A 23,737-nucleotide genomic window follows, 5' to 3' on the forward strand; every position below is an offset into this window, starting at 1 on the left:
GTAGCTAAACTTTGGTGTTATGAACTTATTTACTATACCTTATTTAAACAGAAAAAAACAGGCAGAAGTTCTGCCTGTCATTTTTCCATATCCATCTTGAATTCCAAAAATAGCTCGTTGTAGACGCCGAGCATTTCCAGACCTAAGTTTTCGTAAACTTCGAGGCGGTCGCGCATTTCTTCAGTCGGATAGAAGCGTTCGTCTTCTGTCACTTCAGGATCCATCAACTTGATACCTTCCGCATTCGGGGAAGAATAGCCGACGTAATCAGCATTTTGTGCCGCCACTTCCGCGTCGAGCATGAAGTTGATGAATTGGTGGGCGCCGTCCACATTGCCGGCTGTCGACGGGATGATCATGTTATCAAACCAAAGATTGGAACCTTCTTCCGGAACCGAATAATCGATGTCTTCATTGATCCACATCATATCCGCCGCTTGCCCGGACCAGGTGACGGCCACAGCTGCTTCCTCGCGGCGCATCATTTCGACGATTTCATCGCCGATGATCGCCTTGACATTCGGCCCAAGCGTTTTCAGTTTGTCGGTCGCTTCGCGCAATTCCCCAAGATCGGTTGAGTTCAGCGAATAGCCGAGGCTGTTCAAGCCCATGCCGATGACTTCGCGTGCGCTGTCGACCAGGATCACTTCCTGTTCAAGCGTGGGATCCCACAGGTCATCCCAGCTTTCGAACGTCTGCCCCTCAAGGAGCGTCGGGTTGTAGGCGATGCCGACAGTGCCCCAAAAATACGGTATGGAATACTCATTGCCCGGGTCGAATGGCAAATCCAAGAAATAAGGGTCGATGTTTTCGAGATTCGGGATCTTGTTATGGTCAATTGGCAACAGCAAATCATTTTCCTTCATTTTTTCGATGGCGTATTCCGATGGCATGGCGACGTCATAAGACGTGCCGCCCTGTTCAATTTTCGTCATCATCGATTCGTTCGAATCAAATGTCTCGTAGATGACTTGGATGCCGGTTTCCTCTTCGAATTGGCTGACCAATTCCGGGTCGATGTATTCGCCCCAGTTATAGACCGATATCGAACCGCTGCCCGTCGTTGCCGAGCTGCTCTCAAGAAGATGCACGGCATAGAAAAGGATAGCGGAAATGATGACGATGGCTGCGCTTGCTCTCATGATGCCTTTCATGGACGTGGCCCCCCTGTTCCAGCGTTCACTGCGGAGCGCTGATTAAAGAAATAATAGCCGAGGACAAGACCGAGCGTGACGACGAAAATCAAAGCGGACAGCGCATTGATCGTCAGCGTGATGCCTGCTCTGGCCATCGAATAGATCTCGACGGACAATGTCGCAAAGCCGTTGCCGGTGACGAAGAACGTGACGGCAAAATCATCGAGGGAATACGTCAATGCCAGGAAAAAGCCGGCGAATATGCCCGGTTTGATATAGGGAATGATGACGCGCGTCAAAATATCGCGCTGCGAAGCCCCAAGATCCGTCGCAGCATCGATCAAACTGGAACTCATCTCCTGCAGCTTCGGCAACACCATGATCACGACGATCGGGATGCTGAAGGCGATATGGGAGACCAGGACGGAAGCAAAGCCGAGTTTCACGCCGACCATCGTGAAGAGAATCAGAAACGATGCCCCGATAATGACATCCGGACTAACAATCAGCACGGTGTTCAAGGACAAGACAGCGTTGCGCATTTTCCGGTTGCGCAAGAAAATGATGCCGATCGCGCCGAGTACGCCGATCGCTGTCGAGATGAGCGCGGACAATAACGCGACGATGACGGTGTTCAAGACGATGACGAGCAGGCGCGTGTCGTTGAATACGGCCGCGTAGTGCTCCCACGTGAAACCTTCAAAGCCGGACATGGTGCCGCCGCTATTGAAGGAATAGAAAATCAAATAGAAGATTGGGGCATAGAGAATAAAAAAGACGAATGCCAAATAGATTTTGGCGGGTTTACTTAGCTTTGCCATTCAATGCCCCTCCTTTCTCTTTCGGGCCGGTGAGCAGCATGATGATGATCATGAATAAAATCAAGAACACGGCGATCGTCGAGCCCATGCCCCAGTTCTGCGTGACCAGGAATTGCTGTTCGATGGCGGTGCCGAGCGTGATCACTTTATTGCCGGCGATCAGGCGGGTAATGACGAACAATGACAAGGCCGGGATGAAGACGGCCTGCACGCCGGATTTGACCCCGTTGATCGCCAACGGGAAAATGACGCGGCGGAATGTCGTCCACTGAGAAGCGCCGAGATCGCGCGATGCATCAATCAAAGCCGGATTGATTTTATCGAGCGAGTTGAAGATCGGCAGCACCATGAACGGGATGAAAATATAGACCGCGACAAACACAAAACTGAAATCGGTGAACAGGATCTGCAACGGTCCTGCGCCGAAAAACTGGATCAATTGATTGGCAGGCCCGTACAGCCCGAAAATGCCGATGAATGCATAAGCTTTCAGCAACAGGTTGATCCACGAAGGGATGATGATCAACAACAGCCATAGCTGCTTATGCTTTGTTTTCGTCAGCCAGTAAGCTGTCGGATAGGCGATCAGCACCGAAATGAAAGTGATGAGGAAGGCATACCAAAACGAACTGAGCGTCATGCGGAAATACGTCGATGAAAAGAAGTTCGCGTAGTTTTCCAAAGTGAAGTCGCCGGCCAGGTCGAGAAACGAAAAATAGACAACGAGTGCGATCGGGGCGATGACGAATAATAGTATCCATATATAATAAGGCGCCAGGTACCACGGCCGTGAGGAGCGATTACTCATTGGAAACGGCTCCGTAGGACTCGAGACGGGCATCGAACGCTTCTTCGGATTCGTTCATGCGCATGACATGAATCGCTTCAGGGTCGAAATCAAGGCCGATCTGTGCGCCGACTTCCACACGTTTGGTCGAATGGACCAGCCATTCATTGCCTGTTTCGTCATAAGTGGAGATTTCATAATGGACACCGCGGAATAATTGGCTATCGACACGGACCGCCATTTTTCCGTTTTCCGGTTTGGTGATTTCCAAGTCTTCCGGGCGGATGACGATTTCCACTTGTTCGTTCGAGCTTAAACCTTTATCGACACATTCAAATTCCTTATTGGCAAAGCGGACGCGGTAATCAGCGACCATGACGCCTTCAGCAATATTCGATTCTCCAATGAAATCAGCGACAAAACGATTGATCGGCTCATCGTAAATGTCCATCGGCGTGCCGCTCTGCTGGATTTCCCCGGCGTTCATGACAAAGATTTCATCGGACATCGCGAGTGCTTCTTCCTGGTCATGCGTGACGAACACGAAAGTCTTGCCGAGTCGCTGCTGCAGCTCGCGCAATTCATATTGCATTTCGGTACGCAGTTTCAAATCAAGCGCTGACAGCGGTTCGTCGAGCAAAATCACTTCGGGGTCATTGATGATCGCCCGCGCGATGGCAACGCGCTGGCGCTGGCCGCCTGACATTTCGTGAATCTCGCGGTTCTCGTAACCATCCAGGTTGACGAATGCCAATGCCTCTTTGACGCGGCGTTCGACTTCCGCTTTTTTGATCTTCTTGATGCGCAATCCGAAAGCCACATTTTCGAAGACATTCAAATGGGGAAACAGCGCATAGTCCTGGAATACCGTATTCACTTGGCGCTCATTCGCAGGGATCTTATTGACTTTCTTGCCTTTGATGTAGATGTCGCCGCTAGTCGGCTGGTTAAATCCGGCGATCAATCGCAAAATCGTCGTCTTGCCGCAGCCGGAAGGGCCGAGCAAGGTGTAAAATTTTCCTTTTTCCATTTCAAAACTGATATTGTTCAATACATTGCCCGCACCTTCAAAAGTTTGGACAACATTATCAAAGCGGATGATCGCTTGGTCCTTCATAATATACCTCCTGGATTATAAATAAGATTTCGTCGCGACGATGATCATTTCTGCACGGGCTGTCGAATGATTCGCTAATTGGTGTTCATGATCCGCGCTATAGTAGATGGAATCGCCGGCTTTTGCCGTATAGAAACGACTGCCGATATCCAGGCGGACTTCGCCTTTGAGGACATAGACGAAGGTTTCGGATGCCGAGGGCTCAAAAGACTTGAACTTCCCGGATGGTTCTAAGGTCAGGTAGACCGGTTCCATTTCCTTTTTATTCGATGTCGGGACGAGCCAGTCGATTTCATAGCCCGATTCCCGATCGATGTGGACCGTATGATCTTCTTCCTTGAAGACAAGTTTTGCCTCTTCGGCATCCGTGAAAAATTCTTTTGGAGTCGTTCCAAGAACTTCAAGAAGCGAAAAAAGCGTTTCGATGGAAGGGGAGTTCATATCGCGTTCAAGCTGTGAAATGAATCCTTTGCTCAAATCCGTCCTCGAGCCGAGCTCTTCCTGGGTCAAGCCATTTTTCAGCCGCAGGTTCTTGATTTTTTTGCCGATTTGCATACCGTCTCCTCGATTCTTCAGTAATGGTACGATATTGAAAAAAATGTAATAGACGGCACAAGCCCCGTCATTCAGATGGAATAAATGCGATTTGTTTAGGCGGTTAAATGAACAGAAGGATAGTTTAGTAAAAATATACTTTTAGTTTAGTTAAAGTATTTATTCATTATACAAAACCTGCGCTGAAATTCAAGGGGAAAAAAACTTTTGAAAATGAATCCGAATCTATTGCAATCAGCTAAGGCAATTACTATTATAGAGAAAGTGCAAAAACCACAAAGTCCATAAAGACTGATATAGAAGTTTTCGGTTGTGCAAAATTGACAGATGACAGGGACATAAAAGCCCAACCAACTACGGGAGTGATCAACTTGAACGGAAAGATGAATTTTTTCCTCGACCCGAAAAACCGGGTAGCGCAAAAACCATCCATCATGAATTACAAACAAGATGAAAAAGGGCTTTACTTACTAGCCGACAAGAAGTTCATCAATTGGATGGACGTCCATACATTTTGCCACACATGCATGGACCCATTGACTTTCGATAACGAATTCGATGCAAGCTACTGCGCGAGCTGCAATGAGTGGCGCGAAGAGCGCTGCAGCGACATCAGCTGCGAGTACTGCGAGAACCGTCCTGAACGCCCACTCGATCCCCGTAAATAAGCGGGGGTTTTTTTATGGAAGAAAGAAGGCTATGATGAATAAGAGCAAACAAGAAGATGGGGGATGGACATGAAAAAGGAATTCGTGGTAATAGGCTTAGGGCGTTTCGGCGGAAGCATCGTCCGGGAATTGATCGAACAGGGCGCTGACGTAATGGCCATCGATAAAGACCATGAGCGGGTGGATGAATTCGCTTCGATCGCGACACAAGCTGTCGTTGCCGATACAACAGATGAATCGGTATTGAAGTCCCTCGGGGTCCGCAATTTCGAACAGGTCATCGTTGCGATTGGGGAGAATATCCAAGCGAGCATCCTGACGACACTCATGCTGAAGGAAATCGGCGTCAAGAAAATCACCGTCAAAGCCCAAAACGATTACCATGCCAAAGTGCTGCATAAAATCGGGGCGGACAAAGTTGTGCATCCGGAGCGGGACATGGGCATCCGGATCGCCCATAACATCCTGTCGAATAATGTGCTCGATTATCTGGAGCTGTCCGATGAGCATTCGATCATGGAGATCAAAGCGAACGAAAAACTGGCGGGCTATACTTTGATTGAATTGGATATTCGTGCCAAATACGGCATCAATATCGTCGCAATCAAAAGAGGGGACGATATCATCGTGTCACCACAGGCGGATATGGAAATCGAACAGGGCGACATCCTGATCATCATCGGGTCCGATGCCGACATCAACCGTTTCGAAAAGAAAGTCATGAACTAAATAAGGCAAAAAAAAAAGAAGCCGCTGAGGGCTTCTTTTTTTATACTTCCATGATTACTGGGAGAATCATCGGGCGGCGTTTTGTTTTTTCGTAAAGGTACGGCCCGAGGACATCTGAAATTTCGGTCTTCAGTTCGGCCCAGTCGGTATTTTTGCTGTGGATTTTTTTGTTCAAGTGGCGGTTCAGCATCTGCTGGGCCTCGTAAATCATCGTGCCGGATTCGCGCATATAGACGAATCCGCGTGAAATGAGGTCAGGTCCTGACACCATACGGCTTTTCTTCTTGTCGACGCTCACAACGACGATGACCAGCCCCTCTTCAGACAGCACGCGGCGGTCGCGAAGGACGATGTTGCCGATATCGCCGATTCCGCTGCCGTCGATGTAAACATCGCCGGAAGGGATGCGGCCCGCAACAGAAGCTTCATCTTGGCCAAGAGCCAAGACATCGCCGTTTTCCATGATAAAGGTATTTTCGCGCGGAACGTCGCAGTCGACTGCAAGTTCAGCGTGTTGAGCCTGCATCCGGTATTCACCGTGTATTGGCATGAAGTATTTCGGCTTGATCAAGCGCAGCATCAATTTGTTTTCTTCTTGTGAACCATGTCCCGATGTATGGATATCATTCAACGAGCCATGGATGACATCGGCTCCTGCACGGAACAATAGGTTGATTGTGCGGTTGACGCTGCTCGTATTGCCCGGAATCGGGGAAGACGAGAAGACGACCGTGTCATTCGGCTGGATCTGGATCTGGCGATGCGTGCCGTTGGCAATCCGTGACAATGCAGCCATCGGTTCGCCTTGTGAACCTGTACAAAGGATCACCACTTTATCGGCAGGCATCCGGTTCAATGTCTGGGTATCGATAAATGCATCTTCCGGCGCCGTAATATAGCCAAGCTCGCGGCCAATCGTTATGGCGTTGTCCATGCTGCGGCCGAAAACGGCGATTTTGCGGCCTTGGCGCACGGCTTCCTCGGTCACTTGTTGCAATCGGTATATATTGGAAGCGAACGTGGCGAAAATCAAACGCCCTTCGACTTTCCGCATGATTTCCTTGATGGTCTCGCCGACTTTGCGTTCGGACATCGTGAAATTCGGGATCTCCGCATTGGTCGAGTCGGACAACAGGCATAGCACGCCTTCGCTGCCGATTTGAGCCATTTTCAAAAGGTTGGCCGGCTCGCCGACTGGCGTGAAGTCGAATTTAAAGTCGCCCGTGTGGACGATGCTGCCCGGTGGGGTTTTGACGACGACACCGAATGAATCCGGGATGCTGTGTGTCGTCCGGAAGAAGCTGACCGAAGTTTTGCGGAATTTAATGACATCTTCCTCTTCGATTTCGATCATTTTCGTTTGGCGCAGCAAGCCGTGTTCTTCCAGTTTTTTACGCAATAAGCCAAGTGCTAGCTTACCGCCATAGACTGGCATGTTCACTTGTTTGAGTAAGTAAGGAATGCCGCCGATATGGTCTTCGTGGCCATGGGTAACGAAAAGGCCTTTGATTTTATCGGCGTTTTTAACTAGGTAAGTGTAATCCGGGATGACGTAATCGATTCCGAGCAAATCGTCTTCCGGGAATTTGATTCCGGCATCAATGAGGATGATTTCATCCTGGAATTGAACGCCATATGTGTTTTTGCCGATTTCGCCCAGTCCGCCGAGCGCGAAAACAGCTGTTTGATCATTTTTCACGAATTTCATTATGCGTCGATAGACTCCACTTGATAATCTTGGGAGGCTTGTTCGTATTCGAGATGCTGGCCTTCCAAAAGCTGCACGAGTTCAATGTTGAAGTTGCGGTCCTTCAAGTGGTGACGGACTTCCCGCTCGGTGGAAGCTTCTACATACAAACTTTTTGTGTTTTCACGAACTGGTACTTCAAAACGGTTTTCTTGGTAATATACTTTAAAAATCATATTTTGCTCTCCTTTTTCCACGTTCAATATAAATGCACTTTCTTTATATTATCATGTCATTGTTTTAAAATAAAGAATAGCCCTCCTATTTATTAAGAAGGGCCGAAACAAACCTTATGCTATCTTCTTTTTGTTCATAATGCCGTTGAGCTGTCTGAGTAGTCTGCGTTTCAACCGTTTCAGCATGGCCCACCACTCCTTATGTATAGTATACTGTTTTTTCTGACAAAAGCAAAGGGGGCGTATGAGGAAAAGCCCCTAAAAGATTGGAGATAGGAATATGTCGAAATTATTATTATTGGATATCGACGGCACCTTGCTCGATACGAACAAGCAATTGCCGGAAGCTACAAAACAAGCGTTGGTTGCAGCCCGTGCGAACGGTCACCAGCTGGCCATCGCGACGGGCCGTGCGCCGTTTATGATCGGCTCCTTGCTCGAAGAATTAGCAATCGATACGTATATCACTTTCAATGGGCAGTACATCGCGTTTGAAAATGAAGCGGTGCATAAACAGGCTATCGATTCCGAGACCTTGGAAAAAGTGTTGGCATTTGCGGAGCGCAGGGACCATCCGCTGGTCTTCCTGAATGAACATAAAATGGTTTCTTCGATCGATTTTCATCCTGACATCGATGAAAGCATCAAGAGCTTGAAGTTCCCGCATCCGGAAAAGGATAAACACTTTTACCGGACGAATGATGTGTACCAGGCGCTGGTCTTTTGCGAAGAGCATGAAGAAAGCCAATACCATAAAGAATTCCAGAACGTGGATTTTGTCCGCTGGCACCGGGTATCGTGCGACATTCTTCCAAAAGGCGGCAGCAAAGCGGAAGGCATCAAGCAATTGATCCGCGCCACTGGCCATCGCATGGAGGATACGATTGCTTTTGGCGACGGCTTGAACGATCTTCAAATGATGGAAATAGCCGGATTTAGCGTAGCGATGGCAAACGGCCATGAAGAAACGAAAAAACGCGCCAATCACATCACAGGACATGTAGATGAAGGCGGGCTCGCAAGCGCATTCGAGTTTCTCGGCCTGAGCCGGTAATTTTATTAGTCAGGCCAGCAGTTTTCAACTTCCATAGAAAAACCCCGCCTCCTCAAAAATGGAGGGCGGGGTTTTGTCATTCCACGGTTTCGGTCTGAAGGTCGATGGCGGAAGCATTTTCAACTTCCTGGAACGGATCGTTCGGGTTGATGTGATCGTAGAACATGATGCCGTTCAAATGGTCGAGCTCATGCTGGAAGGCAATGGCTGGCAGGCCTTTCAAGCGCATCTTGAACTCTTCGCCGGAAAGCTTATAGCCTTTGACGGTGATGCGTGCATAGCGCGGGACATATCCCGGAACCGAACGGTCGACGGACAGGCAGCCTTCACCACCGGACAAATAGGCTTTCTCGACAGAATGGCTGACGATTTTCGGGTTCACCGCGACCAGGCTCAAGTTCTCACCGGAATGCTCATCAAAATGCAAAGCAAAGATCCGCTTGGAGACATTAATCTGTGGGGCGGCGATTCCGACGCCAGGACGCAAATCATACTTCTCGGCCAGTTCGTCATCCTGGCTGTTCTTTACATATTCCAAAAGCTCTTCACCGAGCTTGCGGTCTTCTTCGGAAAGCGGAAGTTTGACCTCTTCGGCTTTCTGGCGAAGAGTGGGGTGCCCTTCACGGATAATATCATTCATCAAAATCACGTATGTTCATCCTTTCATGGTGCTCGCTAGTATACCTATTGTAGCGTATGATCGTGTTTTTGAAAAAAGAAAAAGCTCTTCCGGTTATTGTATTTTGCCGATAATCATTCTATAGTTAATTCATGGAAATCAAGGGGGACTTTATTGTGAAGAAACTAGCCATCGCCATGGTTTTGACAGGTACTGTTTTCCTGTCGGCATGCTCAGGGGCATCCACAGAGGAACAGCTGGATGAAATCTTGGAGACTACTTTTGAAAAAGAAGCGGAATATCGTAATGTGCAAAGTGAATTGCAGAGCCGCGAACAGGATGAGCAAGAGATTTTCGAATCGATCATGGCTTTGACCAAGGAGCAGCAGGCGGAAGTGGAAGAGAAGTCTCAAGAAGCGATCGCTTCTGCCGATGAACGGCTTGAACTTTTGGTAACAGAGCGTGAATCGATGCAAAACGCCGCCGAGGAATTCAAGCAGATCGACCAATTGATTGAAGAAACGGAAGATGGAGCTGTCCAGGCAGATCTCGAAGCGCTGAGAGATCAAATGGATGAACGCTTTATGAAGCACGGGGAATTCACGGACGCTTATGAGGCATTGATCGAACGCCAGAAAGAATTGTATGCAATGGTGGCAGAAGAAGATATGGACCTTGCCACCCTTCAGGAAAAGACCAATGAAGTGAATGAACAGAATGAGCTGGTCCAAGAAGCCGTAACAGCCTTCAACGAACAAACGGAACAGTTCAATGAGCTGAAAAACGAAACCATTGAAAAAATGAATGCAGACAACGACTAAGCAGCTGATTTGGCTGCTTTTTTCTGTGCTATAAAAGAGCGGTGCATCCTTTTTGTATTATAATACAGAAGCCGTTTTTCTTATAGTACAGTTGGAGTTATTTTTAAGATCTGCAAAAACGGGTATACACGTATAATGTATTGTTCTTCTATGATTGACCGTAATATTGTGGTGGCGTATACTGAAAAAGAATGTGGCGATTGTATCACTAAGCTAGTGTTAAAATTTTAATACAGATAAAGGAGAGTTGCTTTTATGGCTGCGAAAAAGAATCAGCAATTCGATCCGGTGGAAACACTCAATGCGATCGAAGAAAAGTTCGAAATGGTTCAAGTATTGAACGAAGAAGGCGAAATTGTTAATAAGGATTACGATCCGAATCTATCTGATGAGCAATTGGAAGAGTTGATGAAGCGCATGGTTTACACGCGCATCTTGGATCAGCGCTCGATTTCATTGAACCGTCAAGGGCGTCTTGGGTTCTACGCACCGACGGCTGGACAGGAAGCGTCTCAACTGGCTTCCCATTTTGCGTTGGAAAAAGAGGACTTCATCTTGCCGGGCTACCGTGATGTACCACAATTGATCTGGCACGGCTGGCCGCTGCACCAAGCGTTCTTGTTCTCCCGTGGGCATTTCAAAGGAAACCAGATGGCTGAAGGCTTGAACATTTTGCCGCCGCAAATTATCATCGGCGCACAATTCATCCAGGCAGCAGGCGTTGCACTCGGCATGCAGAAGCGCAAAAAAGAGGCAGTCGCGATTACGTATACAGGCGACGGCGGATCTTCACAAGGCGATTTCTACGAAGGCATCAACTTTGCCGGGGCATTCCGAGCACCAGCGATTTTTATCGTCCAGAATAACCAGTTCGCGATTTCGACACCGCGTGAATTGCAGACATCCGCTAAAACGATTGCACAAAAAGCGGTTTCTGCAGGGATCCCGGGAGTGCTTGTAGATGGCATGGACCCACTTGCAGTTTACGCTGTGACGCGTGATGCACGCGAACGCGCAGTAAAAGGCGAAGGGCCGACATTGATCGAAACGATGTGCTACCGCTACGGGCCGCATACGATGGCAGGGGATGACCCGACGCGCTACCGTACTTCAGATATCGACAGCGAATGGGAAAAGAAAGACCCGCTCGTTCGTTTCCGCAAATACCTCGAAGCAAAAGGCTTGTGGAATGAAGAAAAAGAAAACGAAGTGATCGAGAAAGCAAAAGAAGAAATTAAAGCGGCGATCAAAGAAGCAGACGGCACGCCGAAGCAAAAAGTATCCGACCTTCTCGGAATTATGTACGAAGAAGTTCCATTCAATGTACAGGAACAACTCGATATCTATAAAGCAAAGGAGTCGAAGTAACTCATGGCACAAATGACGATGATCCAAGCGATTACGGACGCTCTGAAAACAGAAATGAAAAACGATGAAAATGTTCTTGTTTTCGGTGAAGACGTAGGTAATAACGGCGGGGTATTCCGCGCAACTGAAGGTTTGCAAAAAGAATTCGGTGAAGACCGTGTATTCGATACACCACTCGCTGAGTCAGGAATCGGCGGCTTGGCGATCGGCCTAGCACTTCAAGGCTATCGCCCAGTTCCGGAAATCCAGTTCTTCGGCTTTGTTTTCGAAGTGATGGATTCCATCAGCGGCCAAATGGCGCGCATGCGCTACCGCAGCGGCGGCACGTTGACATCGCCGGTAACAATCCGTTCACCATTCGGCGGCGGCGTACACACGCCGGAAATGCACGCTGATTCACTCGAAGGGCTCATGACTGCACAGCCAGGCTTGAAAGTAGTTATTCCGGCAACACCTTATGATGCAAAAGGATTGTTGATTTCGGCCATCCGTGACAACGACCCGGTCATTTTCCTTGAGCATATGAAATTGTATCGTTCGTTCCGCCAAGAAGTGCCGGAAGAAGAATACACGATCCCACTCGGCAAAGCTGATGTGAAGCGTGAAGGAACAGACCTTTCCATCATCACATACGGTGCGATGGTGCAAGAAAGCATCAAAGCGGCAGAAGAATTGGAAAAAGACGGCCATTCCGTTGAAGTCATCGATTTGCGCACCGTCCAGCCGCTCGATATCGAAGCGATTATCGCATCGGTTGAAAAAACAAATCGCGCAATCGTCGTTCAGGAAGCCCAAAAACAAGCTGGCATTGCAGCGAATGTTGTAGCGGAGATCAATGACCGCGCAATCCTGAGCCTTGAAGCTCCTGTACTCCGCGTAACAGCGCCGGATTCAGTCTTCCCATTCTCGCAAGCTGAACAAGTTTGGCTGCCGAATGCAAAGGATATAGTAGAAACAGCGAAAAAAGTACTGAATTTCTAATTTCCGGATAGCGGTTCCATAACGCCGCCCGTTCCAGTGCGAAATTAGGGAACAGCACGAATTCAGCACAACCGGACTCCCTGATTGCCGGGAGCCCGTGCTGGATCATTCTTAACAACAGCATTCTGTATGGTGCGCTGCATGGAATGTACAATAGAAAGGGTGACTAGAATGGCTTTTGAATTTCGTTTGCCGGATATCGGGGAAGGTATCCACGAAGGTGAAATAGTAAAATGGTTTATCAAGGCCGGAGACACGATCGAAGAAGACGATATTCTGTGTGAAGTACAGAACGATAAAGCGGTCGTAGAAATTCCGTCTCCTGTTTCAGGAACAATTGAAGAAGTGCTGGTAGAAGAGGGAACTGTCGCAGTCGTCGGAGACGTACTCGTGAAAATCGATTCCCCGGATGCGGACGATGTCCACTTCAAAGGCGGAAAAGACGACGAGGAAAAACCTGCACCTGAAGAAAAACAAGAAGGTCAGCAGGAAGAAACAGAAGAGCAAGTCCAATCAGGGACAGCTGAATCAGGCGAAAACGTTGACAAAGAGCCGGCACCGGAAAGCAAGCCAGAAGGCGAAACCGGAGCAGGCGAACAGCCGCAAGCAGATGAAGCAGACAGCGACCCGAACAAACGCGTCATCGCGATGCCATCTGTGCGCAAATTCGCACGAGAAAAAGATGTCGATATCAAGAAAGTCAAAGGGTCCGGTGACAACGGGCGCATCATGAAACAAGATATCGAAGCGTTCTTGGACGGCGGGCAACAGCAAGAAGCCCCTGCAGCAGAGCAGGAAACAGCTGCACAAGAAACACAAGAAACAAAAGAAACAAAAGAAGCCCCTGCGGCAGCAGCCCCAGAAGGCGAATTCCCGGAAACCCGCGAAAAAATGTCCGGCATGCGCAAAGCAATCGCCAAAGCGATGGTGCATTCGAAGCACACCGCTCCTCATGTCGCATTGATGGACGAAGTCGATGTAACGGAACTCGTGGCACACCGCAAAAAGTTCAAAGACATTGCTGCAGAAAAAGAAATCAAGTTGACGTACTTGCCGTATGTCGTCAAAGCTTTGGTCAGCACATTGCGTGAATTCCCGGCGCTTAACACATCGTTCGACGATGAAACCGGCGAAGTGATCCACAAGCATTACTTCAATATCGGGATTGCTGCAGACACGGATAAAGGCTTGCTCGTGCCGGTCATCAAACATGCAGACCGCAAATCCGTCTTCGCAATTTCAGACGAAATCAACCAGCTTGCAACAAAAGCGCGTGATGGCAAATTGTCATCTGCTGAAATGAAAGGCGCTTCATGCTCAATCACGAATATCGGCTCTGCTGGCGGCCAGTGGTTCACGCCAGTCATCAACCATCCCGAAGTCGCGATTTTGGGCATCGGGCGCATTGCTGAAAAACCGGTAGTGAAAAATGGTGAAATTGTAGCAGCTCCTGTGTTAGCATTATCATTGAGCTTCGATCACCGCATGATCGACGGAGCAACCGCACAACACGCATTAAATCACATCAAGCGTTTGTTAAGTGAACCAGAATTACTATTAATGGAGGCGTAAAACTTATGGTAGTAGGAGATTTCCCAATCGAAACAGACACGCTCGTCATCGGCTCAGGCCCTGGCGGCTATGTCGCAGCTATCCGTGCAGCACAGACTGGCCAAAAAGTGACCATCGTTGAGAAAGAATACATCGGCGGCGTTTGTTTGAACGTCGGCTGTATCCCTTCAAAAGCAATGATTTCTGTTGGCCACCGCTTTGAAGAAGCCCAACATTCCGATGATATGGGAATCGTGGCAAAAGAAGTTTCCTTGAACTTTGAAAAAGCACAAGCGTTCAAAGACAGTGTCGTCAAGAAATTGACTGGCGGCGTTGAATCCTTGCTAAAAGGCAATAAAGTGGAAATCGTCCGCGGCGAAGCATACTTCGTAGACGAAAACACTGTCCGCATCATGGACGCGGATTCTGCCCAAACGTATAAGTTCAAAAACGCGATTATCGCAACAGGTTCACGCCCAGTTGAAATCCCGACATTCAAATATTCAGAGCGCGTCATCGATTCAAGTGGAGCACTTGCTTTGAAAGAGGTACCGAAAAAACTGATCGTCATCGGCGGTGGCTATATCGGGACTGAGCTCGGAACTGCTTATGCAAACATGGGTTCTGAAGTGACAATTCTTGAAGGCGCACCGGATATTCTTGCCGGATTCGAAAAGCAAATGACGTCAATCGTCAAAAAAGGCTTGAAGAAAAAAGGCGTTGAAGTTATCACAAAAGCATCTGCTAAAGGTGTGGAAGAAACAGATTCAGGCGTATCGGTTTCATACGAAGCTGGCGGCGAAGAGAAAACAATCGATGCAGACTACGTGTTGGTAACTGTAGGCCGCCGTCCAAATACGGATGAAATGGGCCTTGAAGAGCTCAACATCAAAATGGGCGAACGCGGGCTTATTGAAGTCGACAAGCAATGCCGCACAAGCATTTCGAACATTTATGCGATTGGCGATATCGTGGCAGGGCTTCAATTGGCGCATAAAGCATCATACGAAGGCAAAGTCGCTGCTGAAGCGATTGCCGGCGAAAAATCGGAAGTCGATTACATGGCAATTCCAGCGGTTTGTTTCACAGACCCTGAACTTGCAAGTGTCGGTTTAACCGAAGAACAAGCAAAAGAAGAAGGCTTTGAAGTGACAGCGGCGAAATTCCCGTTCGGCGCAAACGGCCGTGCGCTGGCATTGAACTCTTCTGAAGGCTTCGTAAAATTGGTATCCCGTAAAGAAGACGGCTTGCTATTAGGCGGGCAAATCGTTGGAGCGGGCGCATCCGACATGATCGCGGAAATCGGCTTGGCCATTGAAGCGGGCATGACTGTGGAAGACATCGCGATGACAATCCATGCTCACCCAACTTTGGCTGAGATTACAATGGAAGCGGCGGAAGTGGCTTTAGGCACGCCGATTCACATCATCAAATAAATAGTAAGGGAAGGACCGCAAAAAATGCGGTCCTTTTTTTATGCCTTCTATGCCTGGCGTATGTTAAAATTTTACACAAGGAGGGTGATTATGAAAAAACGAAATTGGATATTGCCTGCATGTGCCGTATTTCTGCTCGGGGCTTGTTCTGATGAAGCCGCACAGGAGCCGGAAGACACAAAACAGGAAGAATCAGCGCAAACGGATGTAGAAGATGTGGCATCTGAGCAATCCGCAAGTGAACAATCCGATGAAGCAGAATTAGAAGAGCCGGAAAACACGGAAGAGCAAACGTCAGAAGAAGGCGAACAAGCTGCCGAGCCGCGTTATCGCATCAACCCGCAAAACTCGAAAGTCGAACCGGTCGGCGATGCAAACGAACAAGCAGTGTTAATTACCATCGACGATGCACCGGATACATATTCACTCGAAATGGCCGAAACCTTGAAAGAGCTCGATGTGCCAGCAATCTTTTTCGTCAACGGACATTTCCTTGATACAGATGAAGAGCAAGAGACCTTGTCTAAAATTCATGATATGGGCTTTGCAATCGGCAATCACACAAACACCCACGTGAACTTAAAGCAATCCACAGAAAGTGTGCAGCAAGATGAAATAGTTTCACTGAACGAGCGTGTGGAAGCGATTATCGGCGAAGCACCAAAATATTTTCGTGCTCCATTTGGTGTAAACACCGAGTTCAGCAATGCGCTCGTTCAAGAAGAAGGCATGGTGCGCATGAACTGGACTTACGGATATGATTTCATGCAAGGCTATATGGAGCCGGAAGCCTTGGCAGATATCATGGTCAATGCCCCTGAACTGAATAACGGCGGAAATCTGCTGATGCATGATAGGGCATGGACGAAAGAAGCGCTGCCGGAAATTATCGAAGGGCTTCGCGATCAAGGCTATGAATTTGTGGATCCGGCTGAAATAGAAGGACTCCAACCCTAAAAAAGGTTCCGGCGCAATTTGCGCCGGAACCTTTTTTCTTACTGTCTATCGTTATCGGAATGCATGATGTTCTTTGATGACATGAAGCGTTTGGAGCGAATCATCTTCAGGCCCCTGTACCGGCAGCCCTGCTTTGACGTTTGTGTGGATATAGGAAATGTTTTCCTCTGTAATGATTTCCCCCGGAATGAAAATCGGGATGCCTGGTGGATAGACCATGATGAACTCAGCCGAAATGCGGCCTACCGCTTCATCGATCGGGATGATTTCCGTCTCTGCATAAAAAGCATCGCGCGGTGTCATCGCAAGCCGTGGAATTTCAGGCAATAAGACAATCGGTTCCGAAACCGCGTGTTCGGTCTCCAAGGCTTCGCTCATCCGCTGCAAGGCATTGACGAGCAAATTGATTTCTTTCCGGCTGTCGCCTAGCGTCACGAGGCAGAGAATGTTATACAAATCGGACAGTTCAATTTCGATGTTGGCGTTCTCACGCAGCCATTCTTCCGCTTGATGGCCGGTGATACCGAGATTTTTGACGCTGATCAATAATTTGGTCGGGTCCATATCGTACGTCGCAGAAGAGTTGAGCAGCTCTTTTCCGACACATAAAAGATGTGGAATCTTATTGATCCGCTTGCGCGCGTCCTGTGCCAGCCGGATTGTCTGGTCGATCAAGTCGAAGCCGTGGATTGCGAGCTGGCGCCGTGCGGTATCGAGCGATGCCAAGATCGGATAGGATGTGGATGTTGTCGTCAGCATCGATAAAGTCGCCTGGACGCGCTTCGGCGACACCAAGCCTTCACGCACGTTCAGCACGGAACTCTGCGTCATGGAGCCGCCCAGTTTATGGACGGATGTGGCAGCCATGTCCGCTCCGGCTGCCATGGCTGATACCGGCAAGGATTTATGGAAATGGATGTGTACACCATGCGCTTCATCGACCAACACCGGAATGGATTTGGCATGGGCGATATCGACGATGCGCTTCAAATCAGCCGCCACACCGAAATAAGTAGGGTTGATGACGAGCACCGCTTTGGCATCGGGGTATTCGATCAGGGCTTTCTCGACCGATTCAGGTGAAATGCCGTGGGAAATCCCGAGTTCCGGGTCGACTTCCGGGTGGATAAAGACCGGAATCGCCCCCGCAAAAACGATAGCCGACATAATGGATTTATGGACGTTGCGCGGGACGAGGATTTTATCGTTCGGCCCGACGACACTCAAAATCATCGTCATGATAGCGCCGCTCGTTCCTTGAACCGAGAAAAAGGTGTGGTCTGCGCCGAATGCCTGCGCGGCCAACTCCTGTGCTTGTTTAATTGCACCTTTTGGAGAATGCAGGTCATCGAGTGGCGCTATATTTATCAAGTCGATCGACAGGATATTGTCGCCGACAAATTCCCGGAAAGCGGGATCGACCCCGTGGCCTTTTTTATGGCCGGGAATGTGGAATTGTATAGGATGCCGGTTTCGATGCTTCAATAAAGCATCAAAGAGCGGCGTTTCGAGTTGTGACAATGGGACGTGCACCTCACTTTATCAAAATGAAAACAAGAGAAATTATAGCATGCAAGACGCTTTGTTACTATACTTATAGTGCAGATGTCTGACTTATTTTCAGGATTATGGCACAAGGTGGATGCGATTGAAAGGGAATTTTGTAATTGAAGCGAATAGACAAATAGAGGACGAAAAAAGGAGTGGGATTATGGCATTTAAGACAAGAATTACGGAACTTCTTGGAATCGACTATCCAATCATCCAAGGAGGGTTGGCATATTTAGCTTATGCGGATCTGGCGGCAGCGGTTTCGAATGCCGGTGGGCTTGGCCAGATTACGGCAATGAGCCTTCCGGGGCCGGAAGAATTGCGGGAAGAAATCCGCAAAGTGCGAGAATTGACGGACAAGCCATTCGGCGTTAACTTTGCGATCGGTGAACATGGGCGTGCATTTTCGCATATGCTCGATGTAGCAATCGAAGAACGGGTACCTGTGGTGTCGATGACTGGCGGCAACCCGACGCCGATCTTCGAACAATTGGAAGGGACCGACATCAAGAAATTGGTATTGGTGGCAGCAAGACGCCAAGCCGAAAAGGCGGAAACACTTGGCGCGGATGCCGTCATGGTCGTCGGGCATGAAGGCGGCGGGCATCTTGGCCGTGATGATATCGGCACGATGGTCCTGATTCCGCAAGTGGTCGATGCAGTATCGATTCCCGTGATCGCGTCGGGTGGCATTGGCGATGGCCGCGGGTGGATGGCAGCGCATGCACTCGGAGCCGAAGGGATTGAAATGGGGACTCGCTTCATCGCAACGAAAGAATGCGTTCACGCATCCCAGCTGTACAAGCAGCAGTTGATTGACAGCACCGAAAACGATACAGTGATCATTAAGCGCAGCATCGGTGCACCGGCCCGGACTTTGTCGAATACATGGACGGATCGGATCTTGGAAATTGAAAAAGAAACGCCGAGCTATGAAGCGCTGAAAGAGTATATTAGCGGGACCGCCAATAAACGCTATATCTATGAAGGGGAACAAGAAAAAGGCTTCGGCTGGGCAGGCCAAGTGACGGGATTGATCCGGGATGTGCCGACTGTCCAGGAATTGTTCGATCGGATGATCCAGCAAACTGAAGAAATCCGCAAGCGCTGGGGGATTATTGAAAGAGAGTAGGTGAAGGCAATGGAATATTCATATCCATTTTCCATCGATTGGACGACCGATGAAATCGTCGATGTTGTGGAATTTTTCGAAGCGATAGAGAAAGCTTATGAAAAAGGTATCAAACGGCAGGAACTGATGGACAAATACCGCAAGTTCAAAAAAGTTGTGCCCTCGATGGCGGAAGAAAAGACTTATTTTCGTGAATTCGAAGAAGAAAGCGGCTATGTCAGTTTTACGGCCGTCAAGAAAATGAAAGAAGCTTCAGATGATGAATTAATCCGCATCAAAAGGTGAAAAAACCGCCGTTCAGCGATGAACGGCGGTTTTTTCGTTTGCTTGAAGCAATTTCCGGTAAACCGGCAGCAGCTCGCGGAATGTTTCTTCTGCAAAAGCATAGAATCCATTCTTGTCGAGCGCGGCAGCATCAGCGCGTGCCAAATGCCTGCCGATGACGAGTTCCCCTTTTTTGACATCGCGCAGGCGCGTCAGCAGCTTTTCGGCGCCTTCTTCGCCAAGCGTTGCAATGGAAGCAGCTTCAGGCTTCATGTGATCACCCGAAACGACAAAGTCAGCCGGCAAATCGGCTAAAGCCCCGGTGGAAATCAGTTGATTCGCCATTTGCGGTTTGCCGGGCGCTTCGTAAATGACGGCAAGAATGACGAATACATGGCTTTCCCAAAGCCCGATCTGGAAATGCGGGACCGCTTTATAGCCGCGTTTGTAAGGCGCAAATGCCACCCAGCTGTCATTCGGCGGATTGACAGTCCGGCGCATATGTTTTGCGACATGCGGGAAAAATTCGTCTCCGGTTTCCCCGGAGAAATAAGCGGAGAAGTCTTGGCCCAATGCTTCGAATTTTGGCCGTACATGAGTCGATAATGCTTCCATGCGCGCTTCAAGCCCTGCAGTTTCAAAAACTTCAAAATCCTGTTCAGTCCAGTATGGATTCACAGACATCCCTCCTTAAATAATCATCAGGTCTTATTTTAACGAAGTTTGCGAAGAATGAATATAAATAAGTTTTCGGGAGGAAAAAACGGGGTAAAGATGTGTAACAAACATCGCAATCGGAATATTCCGATTATGAGGGAAGGGGGGCGCTCACTTATGAAGCAGATGATACAGATTATCCGGAAAGCGGATGTAGAAAAAGAGTATATCAATACCTTGAAGCTGGAGCTTGATTACGAATTGGCCACCTTGTATGATGCAATGCAGCAAAATGACAGCAGCCAAAAGGACAAGAGCAAGAAACGGCTGGCAGAAATACAAGTAGAACTGGAGGCTCTTCATGCATTGTAAACAGACGACCATACCGTAGAAGCATCTGCTGGCAAAAGACAGTGGATGCTTTTTTCGTTATACTGGAAAGAAATAAGGAGGCGCTCATTTATGGACCAGCATGCAATGGACCGTTACATAAAATCAATGATCAAAGAAGCAGGGCACCGGATCCGCAATTCATTTCTCAGTGACATCTCGGTAGATACGAAAGCCCATGCAAATGATTTGGTCACAAACGTGGACAAGGAAGTGGAGAAGTTCTTCATCCACCATATCCGGGAAGATTTTCCGGGCCACCGCGTTTTTGGCGAAGAAGGATTTGGCGACGCAATCGAAGAATTGAGCGGCACCGTATGGATGCTCGACCCGATTGATGGCACCATGAATTTTGTGCACCAACGACGCAATTTTGCCATTTCGCTCGGCATCTACGTAGATGGGATCGGCAAGATGGGCTATATCTATGATGTCGTCAACGATGATCTGTATCATGCGATTGCAGGCGGGGGCGCGTATTATAACGACGAACGCCTGCAGCCGCTCTTTGAGACAGACATCAGCGAATCGATCATCGGCATGAATGCCATGTGGGCAACGCCGAACCGGCATGTGGAGCATGAAGCCACCATCCGCCTCGTCCATGAGGCGCGCGGCATGCGTTCGTACGGTTCGGCGGCGCTTGAACTCGCTTATCTTGCGAGCGGGCGAATCGATGCTTATATTTCCATGCGGCTATCGCCGTGGGACATCGCCGGGGGATTGGTCATGGCAAACGAAGTGGGGGCTGTTGCGAGCAATTTTGCAGGCGAACCTGCAAACTTGTTGAAGTCGGATACATTCGTCGCCGCTAACCCGTCCATCCACGGAAAATTGCTGGAAGAGTATATCAAGCCGAAGCATAACTAACCGAATCTATAAACTGATTGCGCATAAAAGCCGTTCTTTCTGTGGGGGGTTAATAATTCCCGTTTAACAGAAAGGACGATATTTTATGTGTTTTTTATAATGCAAAAAAAGGGGGCTGTCCAAAAAGTCATGGAATATGACTTTTTGGACAGCCCCTTTTGGTGTTTACAATGCGCCTGCTTCGCGCATTTCTTTTTTCCGTTTAAACCCAAAGCCCATGATGACCAATAACAATAGGATGGAAAGGAACATGCCGGTTACGCTGCGAAGTGCCACTGCGACGCCGATAAGCACCATTGCCCCGATTGCCGCCAATGAATATAGTACAAAAATCCATTTAATATTATGCCACGATTCAATAATCGCTTCTTTCATACCATCTAACCTCCTGCATACGAGAAAATAAAATCGTAGGGTTTTTCCCCTATATGTGCTATACTAGCACAGTTATAGGCTCGAAAAAAGAATATTGGAGTGAAAGTATGACTAACCTAAGAAACGATTTACGCAACATTGCAATTATCGCACACGTTGACCACGGCAAAACGACATTGGTGGATCAGTTGCTTCAGCAATCAGGAATCTTCCGATCAAACGAACATGTTGATGAGCGGGCGATGGACTCAAACGACATTGAAAGAGAACGCGGAATCACAATCCTGGCGAAAAATACCGCGATTCAATATAAAGACGCTAAAATCAACATTTTGGATACTCCTGGACACGCCGATTTCGGCGGTGAAGTGGAGCGTATCATGAAAATGGTTGATGGTGTCTTGCTCGTTGTCGATGCATATGAAGGCTGTATGCCACAGACACGCTTTGTACTTAAAAAAGCGCTAGAGCAAAACTTGAAGCCGATTGTAGTCGTCAACAAAATCGACCGCGATTTTGCGCGTCCTGACGAAGTTGTCGACGAGGTCATCGAATTGTTCATCGAACTTGAAGCAAACGACGACCAATTGGAATTCCCGGTCATTTTCGCATCAGGCATGAACGGAACTGCAAGTCTGTCATCTGACCCGGCTGACCAGGAAGAAAACATGCAAGTCATTTATGATGCCATCATGGACCACGTACCAGCACCGATCGATAACCGCGAAGAGCCATTGCAATTCCAAGTGGCGCTTCTTGATTACAACGATTATGTTGGCCGTATCGGTATCGGGCGCGTATTCCGCGGCACGATTGAAGTTGGGCAATCCGTTTCCTTGATGAAACTGGACGGCTCTGTCAAAAACTTCCGTATCACGAAAATCCACGGATTCATGGGCTTGAAGCGCATTGAGATCCAAAAAGCCGAAGCAGGCGACTTGATCGCAATCTCTGGCCTCGAAGACATCAACGTCGGCGAGACCGTTTGCCCACAAGATCATCCTGAAGCATTGCCGATTCTACGCATCGACGAACCGACGCTGCAAATGACATTCCTCGTCAACAACAGCCCGTTCGCTGGTAAAGAAGGCAAATTCATTACTTCAAGAAAAATCCAGGAAAGATTGGATGCCCAATTGGAAACAGACGTTTCCTTGCGCGTCGAGCCTACTGATTCTCCTGACGCATGGGTCGTTTCAGGCCGCGGAGAGCTGCATCTATCGATCTTGATCGAAAACATGCGCCGTGAAGGATTCGAGCTTCAAGTATCGAAACCTGAAGTTATCGTCCGCATGGTGGATGGCGTACGCTGCGAACCGATTGAACGCGTTCAAGTGGATGTTCCTGAAGAATATACTGGCGCAATCATCGAATCACTCGGTGAACGCAAAGGTGAAATGCTCGACATGATCAATAACGGAAGCGGGCAAGTGCGTTTAGTATTCAATGTCCCTGCACGTGGATTGATCGGCTACACAACTGAATTCCTGACGCAAACACGCGGATACGGAATCATCAACCACACATTCGACAGCTATCAGCCAGTTGCATCAGGACGCGTAGGCGGCCGTCGCCAAGGCGTGCTCGTTTCAATGGAGCGCGGCAAATCTTCAACATACGGCTTAATGGGCATCGAAGACCGCGGAACTTCATTTGTTGAAGTCGGCACTGAAATCTACGAAGGCATGATCGTCGGTGAACATAACCGCGACAACGATTTGACGGTCAATATCGTTAAGATCAAAGCGGCAACTAACATCCGTTCTGCCAACAAAGACCAGACGACTACGATGAAAAAAGCGCGTCTTATGAGCCTTGAAGAAGCTCTGGAATACTTGAACGACGACGAGTACTGCGAAATCACTCCTCAGTCGATCCGCTTGCGCAAGAAGATTCTTGATAAGAACGAGCGCGAACGCATGGCGAAGAAAAAGAAAGTAGCCATCGAAGAATAAACAACTGGAAGGATGTATAA

General features: G+C 48.6%; 25 protein-coding genes. 14 read left to right on the forward strand and 11 right to left on the reverse strand.

Going from position 1 to position 23,737, the window contains the following annotated elements; genetic code table 11:
* Positions 1–77 precede the first annotated feature (77 nt).
* From AB9R92_RS14940 to AB9R92_RS14960, 5 genes are read right to left on the reverse strand one after another with little or no spacing between them, the layout of a single operon-like run.
* A complete protein-coding gene (locus AB9R92_RS14940) occupies positions 78–1,154 on the reverse strand; it encodes an ABC transporter substrate-binding protein (RefSeq protein ID WP_370670246.1) in 1,077 nt (358 codons plus the stop codon).
* On the reverse strand, positions 1,151–1,957 hold the full coding sequence (locus tag AB9R92_RS14945) for an ABC transporter permease (protein ID WP_370670247.1): 807 nt from the start codon (positions 1,955–1,957) through the stop codon (positions 1,151–1,153). The genes AB9R92_RS14940 and AB9R92_RS14945 overlap by 4 nt, the downstream gene beginning before the upstream one ends.
* Positions 1,941–2,765, reverse strand: coding sequence for an ABC transporter permease (locus AB9R92_RS14950; protein ID WP_370670248.1), 825 nt, complete (start codon positions 2,763–2,765; stop codon positions 1,941–1,943). The genes AB9R92_RS14945 and AB9R92_RS14950 overlap by 17 nt, the downstream gene beginning before the upstream one ends.
* Positions 2,758–3,861: an ABC transporter ATP-binding protein gene (locus tag AB9R92_RS14955; protein WP_370670249.1), complete on the reverse strand. Its 1,104-nt coding sequence runs from the start codon at positions 3,859–3,861 to the stop codon at positions 2,758–2,760. Before AB9R92_RS14955 ends, AB9R92_RS14950 begins: the two co-directional genes overlap by 8 nt.
* A 15-nt stretch (positions 3,862–3,876) precedes the next feature.
* On the reverse strand, positions 3,877–4,416 hold the full coding sequence (locus AB9R92_RS14960; protein ID WP_370670250.1) for a helix-turn-helix domain-containing protein: 540 nt from the start codon (positions 4,414–4,416) through the stop codon (positions 3,877–3,879).
* 362 nt (positions 4,417–4,778) lie between these two features.
* On the opposite strand from AB9R92_RS14960, the gene AB9R92_RS14965 reads away from it, so the two are divergent.
* Together AB9R92_RS14965 and AB9R92_RS14970 are read left to right on the forward strand one after the other, a co-directional pair.
* Positions 4,779–5,084, forward strand: a complete 306-nt coding sequence (locus AB9R92_RS14965) for a hypothetical protein (protein WP_257983492.1) — start codon at positions 4,779–4,781, stop codon at positions 5,082–5,084.
* Positions 5,085–5,153: 69 nt separating this feature from the next.
* Positions 5,154–5,813 carry a potassium channel family protein gene (locus tag AB9R92_RS14970; protein WP_370670251.1) on the forward strand — a complete coding sequence of 220 codons (660 nt, stop codon included), beginning with the start codon at positions 5,154–5,156 and terminating at the stop codon, positions 5,811–5,813.
* Positions 5,814–5,853: 40 nt separating this feature from the next.
* Here AB9R92_RS14970 and rnjA read toward each other — a convergent pair whose 3' ends face one another.
* Positions 5,854–7,521, reverse strand: coding sequence for a ribonuclease J1 (gene rnjA, locus AB9R92_RS14975; protein ID WP_370670252.1), 1,668 nt, complete (start codon positions 7,519–7,521; stop codon positions 5,854–5,856).
* The gene (locus AB9R92_RS14980) at positions 7,521–7,736 is read right to left on the reverse strand and encodes a DNA-dependent RNA polymerase subunit epsilon (protein WP_370670253.1); all 216 of its coding nucleotides are present in this window, start codon (positions 7,734–7,736) and stop codon (positions 7,521–7,523) included. Before AB9R92_RS14980 ends, rnjA begins: the two co-directional genes overlap by 1 nt.
* A gap of 280 nt (positions 7,737–8,016) precedes the next feature.
* Between AB9R92_RS14980 and AB9R92_RS14985 the strand changes: the two genes are divergently transcribed.
* Positions 8,017–8,790, forward strand: coding sequence for a Cof-type HAD-IIB family hydrolase (locus AB9R92_RS14985; RefSeq protein WP_370670254.1), 774 nt, complete (start codon positions 8,017–8,019; stop codon positions 8,788–8,790).
* A gap of 76 nt (positions 8,791–8,866) precedes the next feature.
* Here the strand turns inward: AB9R92_RS14985 and def are convergent, their stop codons facing one another.
* Entirely contained in the window at positions 8,867–9,439 is a 573-nt protein-coding gene (gene def, locus AB9R92_RS14990; RefSeq protein ID WP_370670255.1) for a peptide deformylase, read from the reverse strand.
* A 146-nt stretch (positions 9,440–9,585) separates the two neighbouring features.
* On the opposite strand from def, the gene AB9R92_RS14995 reads away from it, so the two are divergent.
* The 6 genes from AB9R92_RS14995 (at position 9,586) to AB9R92_RS15020 (ending at position 16,523) form a co-directional block, all read left to right on the forward strand.
* Complete coding sequence (locus AB9R92_RS14995) at positions 9,586–10,230, forward strand: YkyA family protein (RefSeq protein WP_370670256.1); 645 nt, start codon at positions 9,586–9,588, stop codon at positions 10,228–10,230.
* Positions 10,231–10,485: 255 nt separating this feature from the next.
* Positions 10,486–11,598 (forward strand): pyruvate dehydrogenase (acetyl-transferring) E1 component subunit alpha, encoded by a 1,113-nt coding sequence (gene pdhA / locus AB9R92_RS15000; RefSeq protein ID WP_370670257.1) that lies wholly within the window; start codon positions 10,486–10,488, stop codon positions 11,596–11,598.
* Positions 11,599–11,601: 3 nt separating this feature from the next.
* Positions 11,602–12,579: an alpha-ketoacid dehydrogenase subunit beta gene (locus AB9R92_RS15005; protein WP_370670258.1), complete on the forward strand. Its 978-nt coding sequence runs from the start codon at positions 11,602–11,604 to the stop codon at positions 12,577–12,579.
* Positions 12,580–12,750: 171 nt separating this feature from the next.
* The gene (locus AB9R92_RS15010; protein ID WP_370670259.1) at positions 12,751–14,151 is read left to right on the forward strand and encodes a dihydrolipoamide acetyltransferase family protein; all 1,401 of its coding nucleotides are present in this window, start codon (positions 12,751–12,753) and stop codon (positions 14,149–14,151) included.
* Between the two features lie 5 nt (positions 14,152–14,156).
* Positions 14,157–15,566 (forward strand): dihydrolipoyl dehydrogenase, encoded by a 1,410-nt coding sequence (lpdA, locus tag AB9R92_RS15015; protein ID WP_370670260.1) that lies wholly within the window; start codon positions 14,157–14,159, stop codon positions 15,564–15,566.
* A gap of 90 nt (positions 15,567–15,656) precedes the next feature.
* Positions 15,657–16,523 carry a polysaccharide deacetylase family protein gene (locus AB9R92_RS15020; RefSeq protein ID WP_370670261.1) on the forward strand — a complete coding sequence of 289 codons (867 nt, stop codon included), beginning with the start codon at positions 15,657–15,659 and terminating at the stop codon, positions 16,521–16,523.
* Positions 16,524–16,574: 51 nt separating this feature from the next.
* Here the strand turns inward: AB9R92_RS15020 and AB9R92_RS15025 are convergent, their stop codons facing one another.
* A complete protein-coding gene (locus tag AB9R92_RS15025; protein WP_370670262.1) occupies positions 16,575–18,044 on the reverse strand; it encodes an aminotransferase class I/II-fold pyridoxal phosphate-dependent enzyme in 1,470 nt (489 codons plus the stop codon).
* Between the two features lie 190 nt (positions 18,045–18,234).
* Here AB9R92_RS15025 and AB9R92_RS15030 point away from each other — a divergent pair, with 190 nt between their 5' ends.
* Positions 18,235–19,206, forward strand: a complete 972-nt coding sequence (locus AB9R92_RS15030; RefSeq protein ID WP_370670263.1) for an NAD(P)H-dependent flavin oxidoreductase — start codon at positions 18,235–18,237, stop codon at positions 19,204–19,206.
* 9 nt (positions 19,207–19,215) lie between these two features.
* Positions 19,216–19,491, forward strand: coding sequence for a UPF0223 family protein (locus tag AB9R92_RS15035; protein ID WP_370670264.1), 276 nt, complete (start codon positions 19,216–19,218; stop codon positions 19,489–19,491).
* Positions 19,492–19,503: 12 nt separating this feature from the next.
* Here the strand turns inward: AB9R92_RS15035 and AB9R92_RS15040 are convergent, their stop codons facing one another.
* Positions 19,504–20,148 carry a YktB family protein gene (locus AB9R92_RS15040; protein ID WP_370670265.1) on the reverse strand — a complete coding sequence of 215 codons (645 nt, stop codon included), beginning with the start codon at positions 20,146–20,148 and terminating at the stop codon, positions 19,504–19,506.
* A gap of 156 nt (positions 20,149–20,304) precedes the next feature.
* On the opposite strand from AB9R92_RS15040, the gene AB9R92_RS15045 reads away from it, so the two are divergent.
* On the forward strand, positions 20,305–20,499 hold the full coding sequence (locus AB9R92_RS15045; RefSeq protein WP_058383467.1) for a hypothetical protein: 195 nt from the start codon (positions 20,305–20,307) through the stop codon (positions 20,497–20,499).
* Between the two features lie 90 nt (positions 20,500–20,589).
* Positions 20,590–21,387, forward strand: coding sequence for an inositol monophosphatase family protein (locus tag AB9R92_RS15050; RefSeq protein WP_370670266.1), 798 nt, complete (start codon positions 20,590–20,592; stop codon positions 21,385–21,387).
* Positions 21,388–21,552: 165 nt separating this feature from the next.
* Here the strand turns inward: AB9R92_RS15050 and AB9R92_RS15055 are convergent, their stop codons facing one another.
* Positions 21,553–21,762 (reverse strand): YlaF family protein, encoded by a 210-nt coding sequence (locus tag AB9R92_RS15055; RefSeq protein ID WP_370670267.1) that lies wholly within the window; start codon positions 21,760–21,762, stop codon positions 21,553–21,555.
* 107 nt (positions 21,763–21,869) lie between these two features.
* Here AB9R92_RS15055 and typA point away from each other — a divergent pair, with 107 nt between their 5' ends.
* Complete coding sequence (gene typA / locus AB9R92_RS15060) at positions 21,870–23,717, forward strand: translational GTPase TypA (RefSeq protein ID WP_370670268.1); 1,848 nt, start codon at positions 21,870–21,872, stop codon at positions 23,715–23,717.
* Positions 23,718–23,737 lie beyond the last annotated feature (20 nt).

Origin of the sequence: Planococcus sp. SSTMD024 (assembly GCF_041320495.1) — a bacterium.
Lineage (GTDB): Bacteria > Bacillota > Bacilli > Bacillales_A > Planococcaceae > Planococcus.

Excerpts from the sequence above, each read along its gene's own strand:
- AB9R92_RS14940 (WP_370670246.1), bottom strand. The coding sequence starts at position 1,154 with ATGAAAGGCATCATGAGAGCAAGCGCAGCCATCGTCATCATTTCCGCT.
- AB9R92_RS14945 (WP_370670247.1), bottom strand. The coding sequence starts at position 1,957 with ATGGCAAAGCTAAGTAAACCCGCCAAAATCTATTTGGCATTCGTCTTT.
- AB9R92_RS14950 (WP_370670248.1), bottom strand. The coding sequence starts at position 2,765 with ATGAGTAATCGCTCCTCACGGCCGTGGTACCTGGCGCCTTATTATATA.
- AB9R92_RS14955 (WP_370670249.1), bottom strand. The coding sequence starts at position 3,861 with ATGAAGGACCAAGCGATCATCCGCTTTGATAATGTTGTCCAAACTTTT.
- AB9R92_RS14960 (WP_370670250.1), bottom strand. The coding sequence starts at position 4,416 with ATGCAAATCGGCAAAAAAATCAAGAACCTGCGGCTGAAAAATGGCTTG.
- AB9R92_RS14970 (WP_370670251.1), top strand. The coding sequence starts at position 5,154 with ATGAAAAAGGAATTCGTGGTAATAGGCTTAGGGCGTTTCGGCGGAAGC.
- rnjA (WP_370670252.1), bottom strand. The coding sequence starts at position 7,521 with ATGAAATTCGTGAAAAATGATCAAACAGCTGTTTTCGCGCTCGGCGGA.
- AB9R92_RS14980 (WP_370670253.1), bottom strand. The coding sequence starts at position 7,736 with ATGATTTTTAAAGTATATTACCAAGAAAACCGTTTTGAAGTACCAGTT.
- AB9R92_RS14985 (WP_370670254.1), top strand. The coding sequence starts at position 8,017 with ATGTCGAAATTATTATTATTGGATATCGACGGCACCTTGCTCGATACG.
- pdhA (WP_370670257.1), top strand. The coding sequence starts at position 10,486 with ATGGCTGCGAAAAAGAATCAGCAATTCGATCCGGTGGAAACACTCAAT.
- AB9R92_RS15005 (WP_370670258.1), top strand. The coding sequence starts at position 11,602 with ATGGCACAAATGACGATGATCCAAGCGATTACGGACGCTCTGAAAACA.
- AB9R92_RS15010 (WP_370670259.1), top strand. The coding sequence starts at position 12,751 with ATGGCTTTTGAATTTCGTTTGCCGGATATCGGGGAAGGTATCCACGAA.
- lpdA (WP_370670260.1), top strand. The coding sequence starts at position 14,157 with ATGGTAGTAGGAGATTTCCCAATCGAAACAGACACGCTCGTCATCGGC.
- AB9R92_RS15020 (WP_370670261.1), top strand. The coding sequence starts at position 15,657 with ATGAAAAAACGAAATTGGATATTGCCTGCATGTGCCGTATTTCTGCTC.
- AB9R92_RS15030 (WP_370670263.1), top strand. The coding sequence starts at position 18,235 with ATGGCATTTAAGACAAGAATTACGGAACTTCTTGGAATCGACTATCCA.
- AB9R92_RS15035 (WP_370670264.1), top strand. The coding sequence starts at position 19,216 with ATGGAATATTCATATCCATTTTCCATCGATTGGACGACCGATGAAATC.
- AB9R92_RS15045 (WP_058383467.1), top strand. The coding sequence starts at position 20,305 with ATGAAGCAGATGATACAGATTATCCGGAAAGCGGATGTAGAAAAAGAG.
- AB9R92_RS15050 (WP_370670266.1), top strand. The coding sequence starts at position 20,590 with ATGGACCAGCATGCAATGGACCGTTACATAAAATCAATGATCAAAGAA.
- AB9R92_RS15055 (WP_370670267.1), bottom strand. The coding sequence starts at position 21,762 with ATGAAAGAAGCGATTATTGAATCGTGGCATAATATTAAATGGATTTTT.
- typA (WP_370670268.1), top strand. The coding sequence starts at position 21,870 with ATGACTAACCTAAGAAACGATTTACGCAACATTGCAATTATCGCACAC.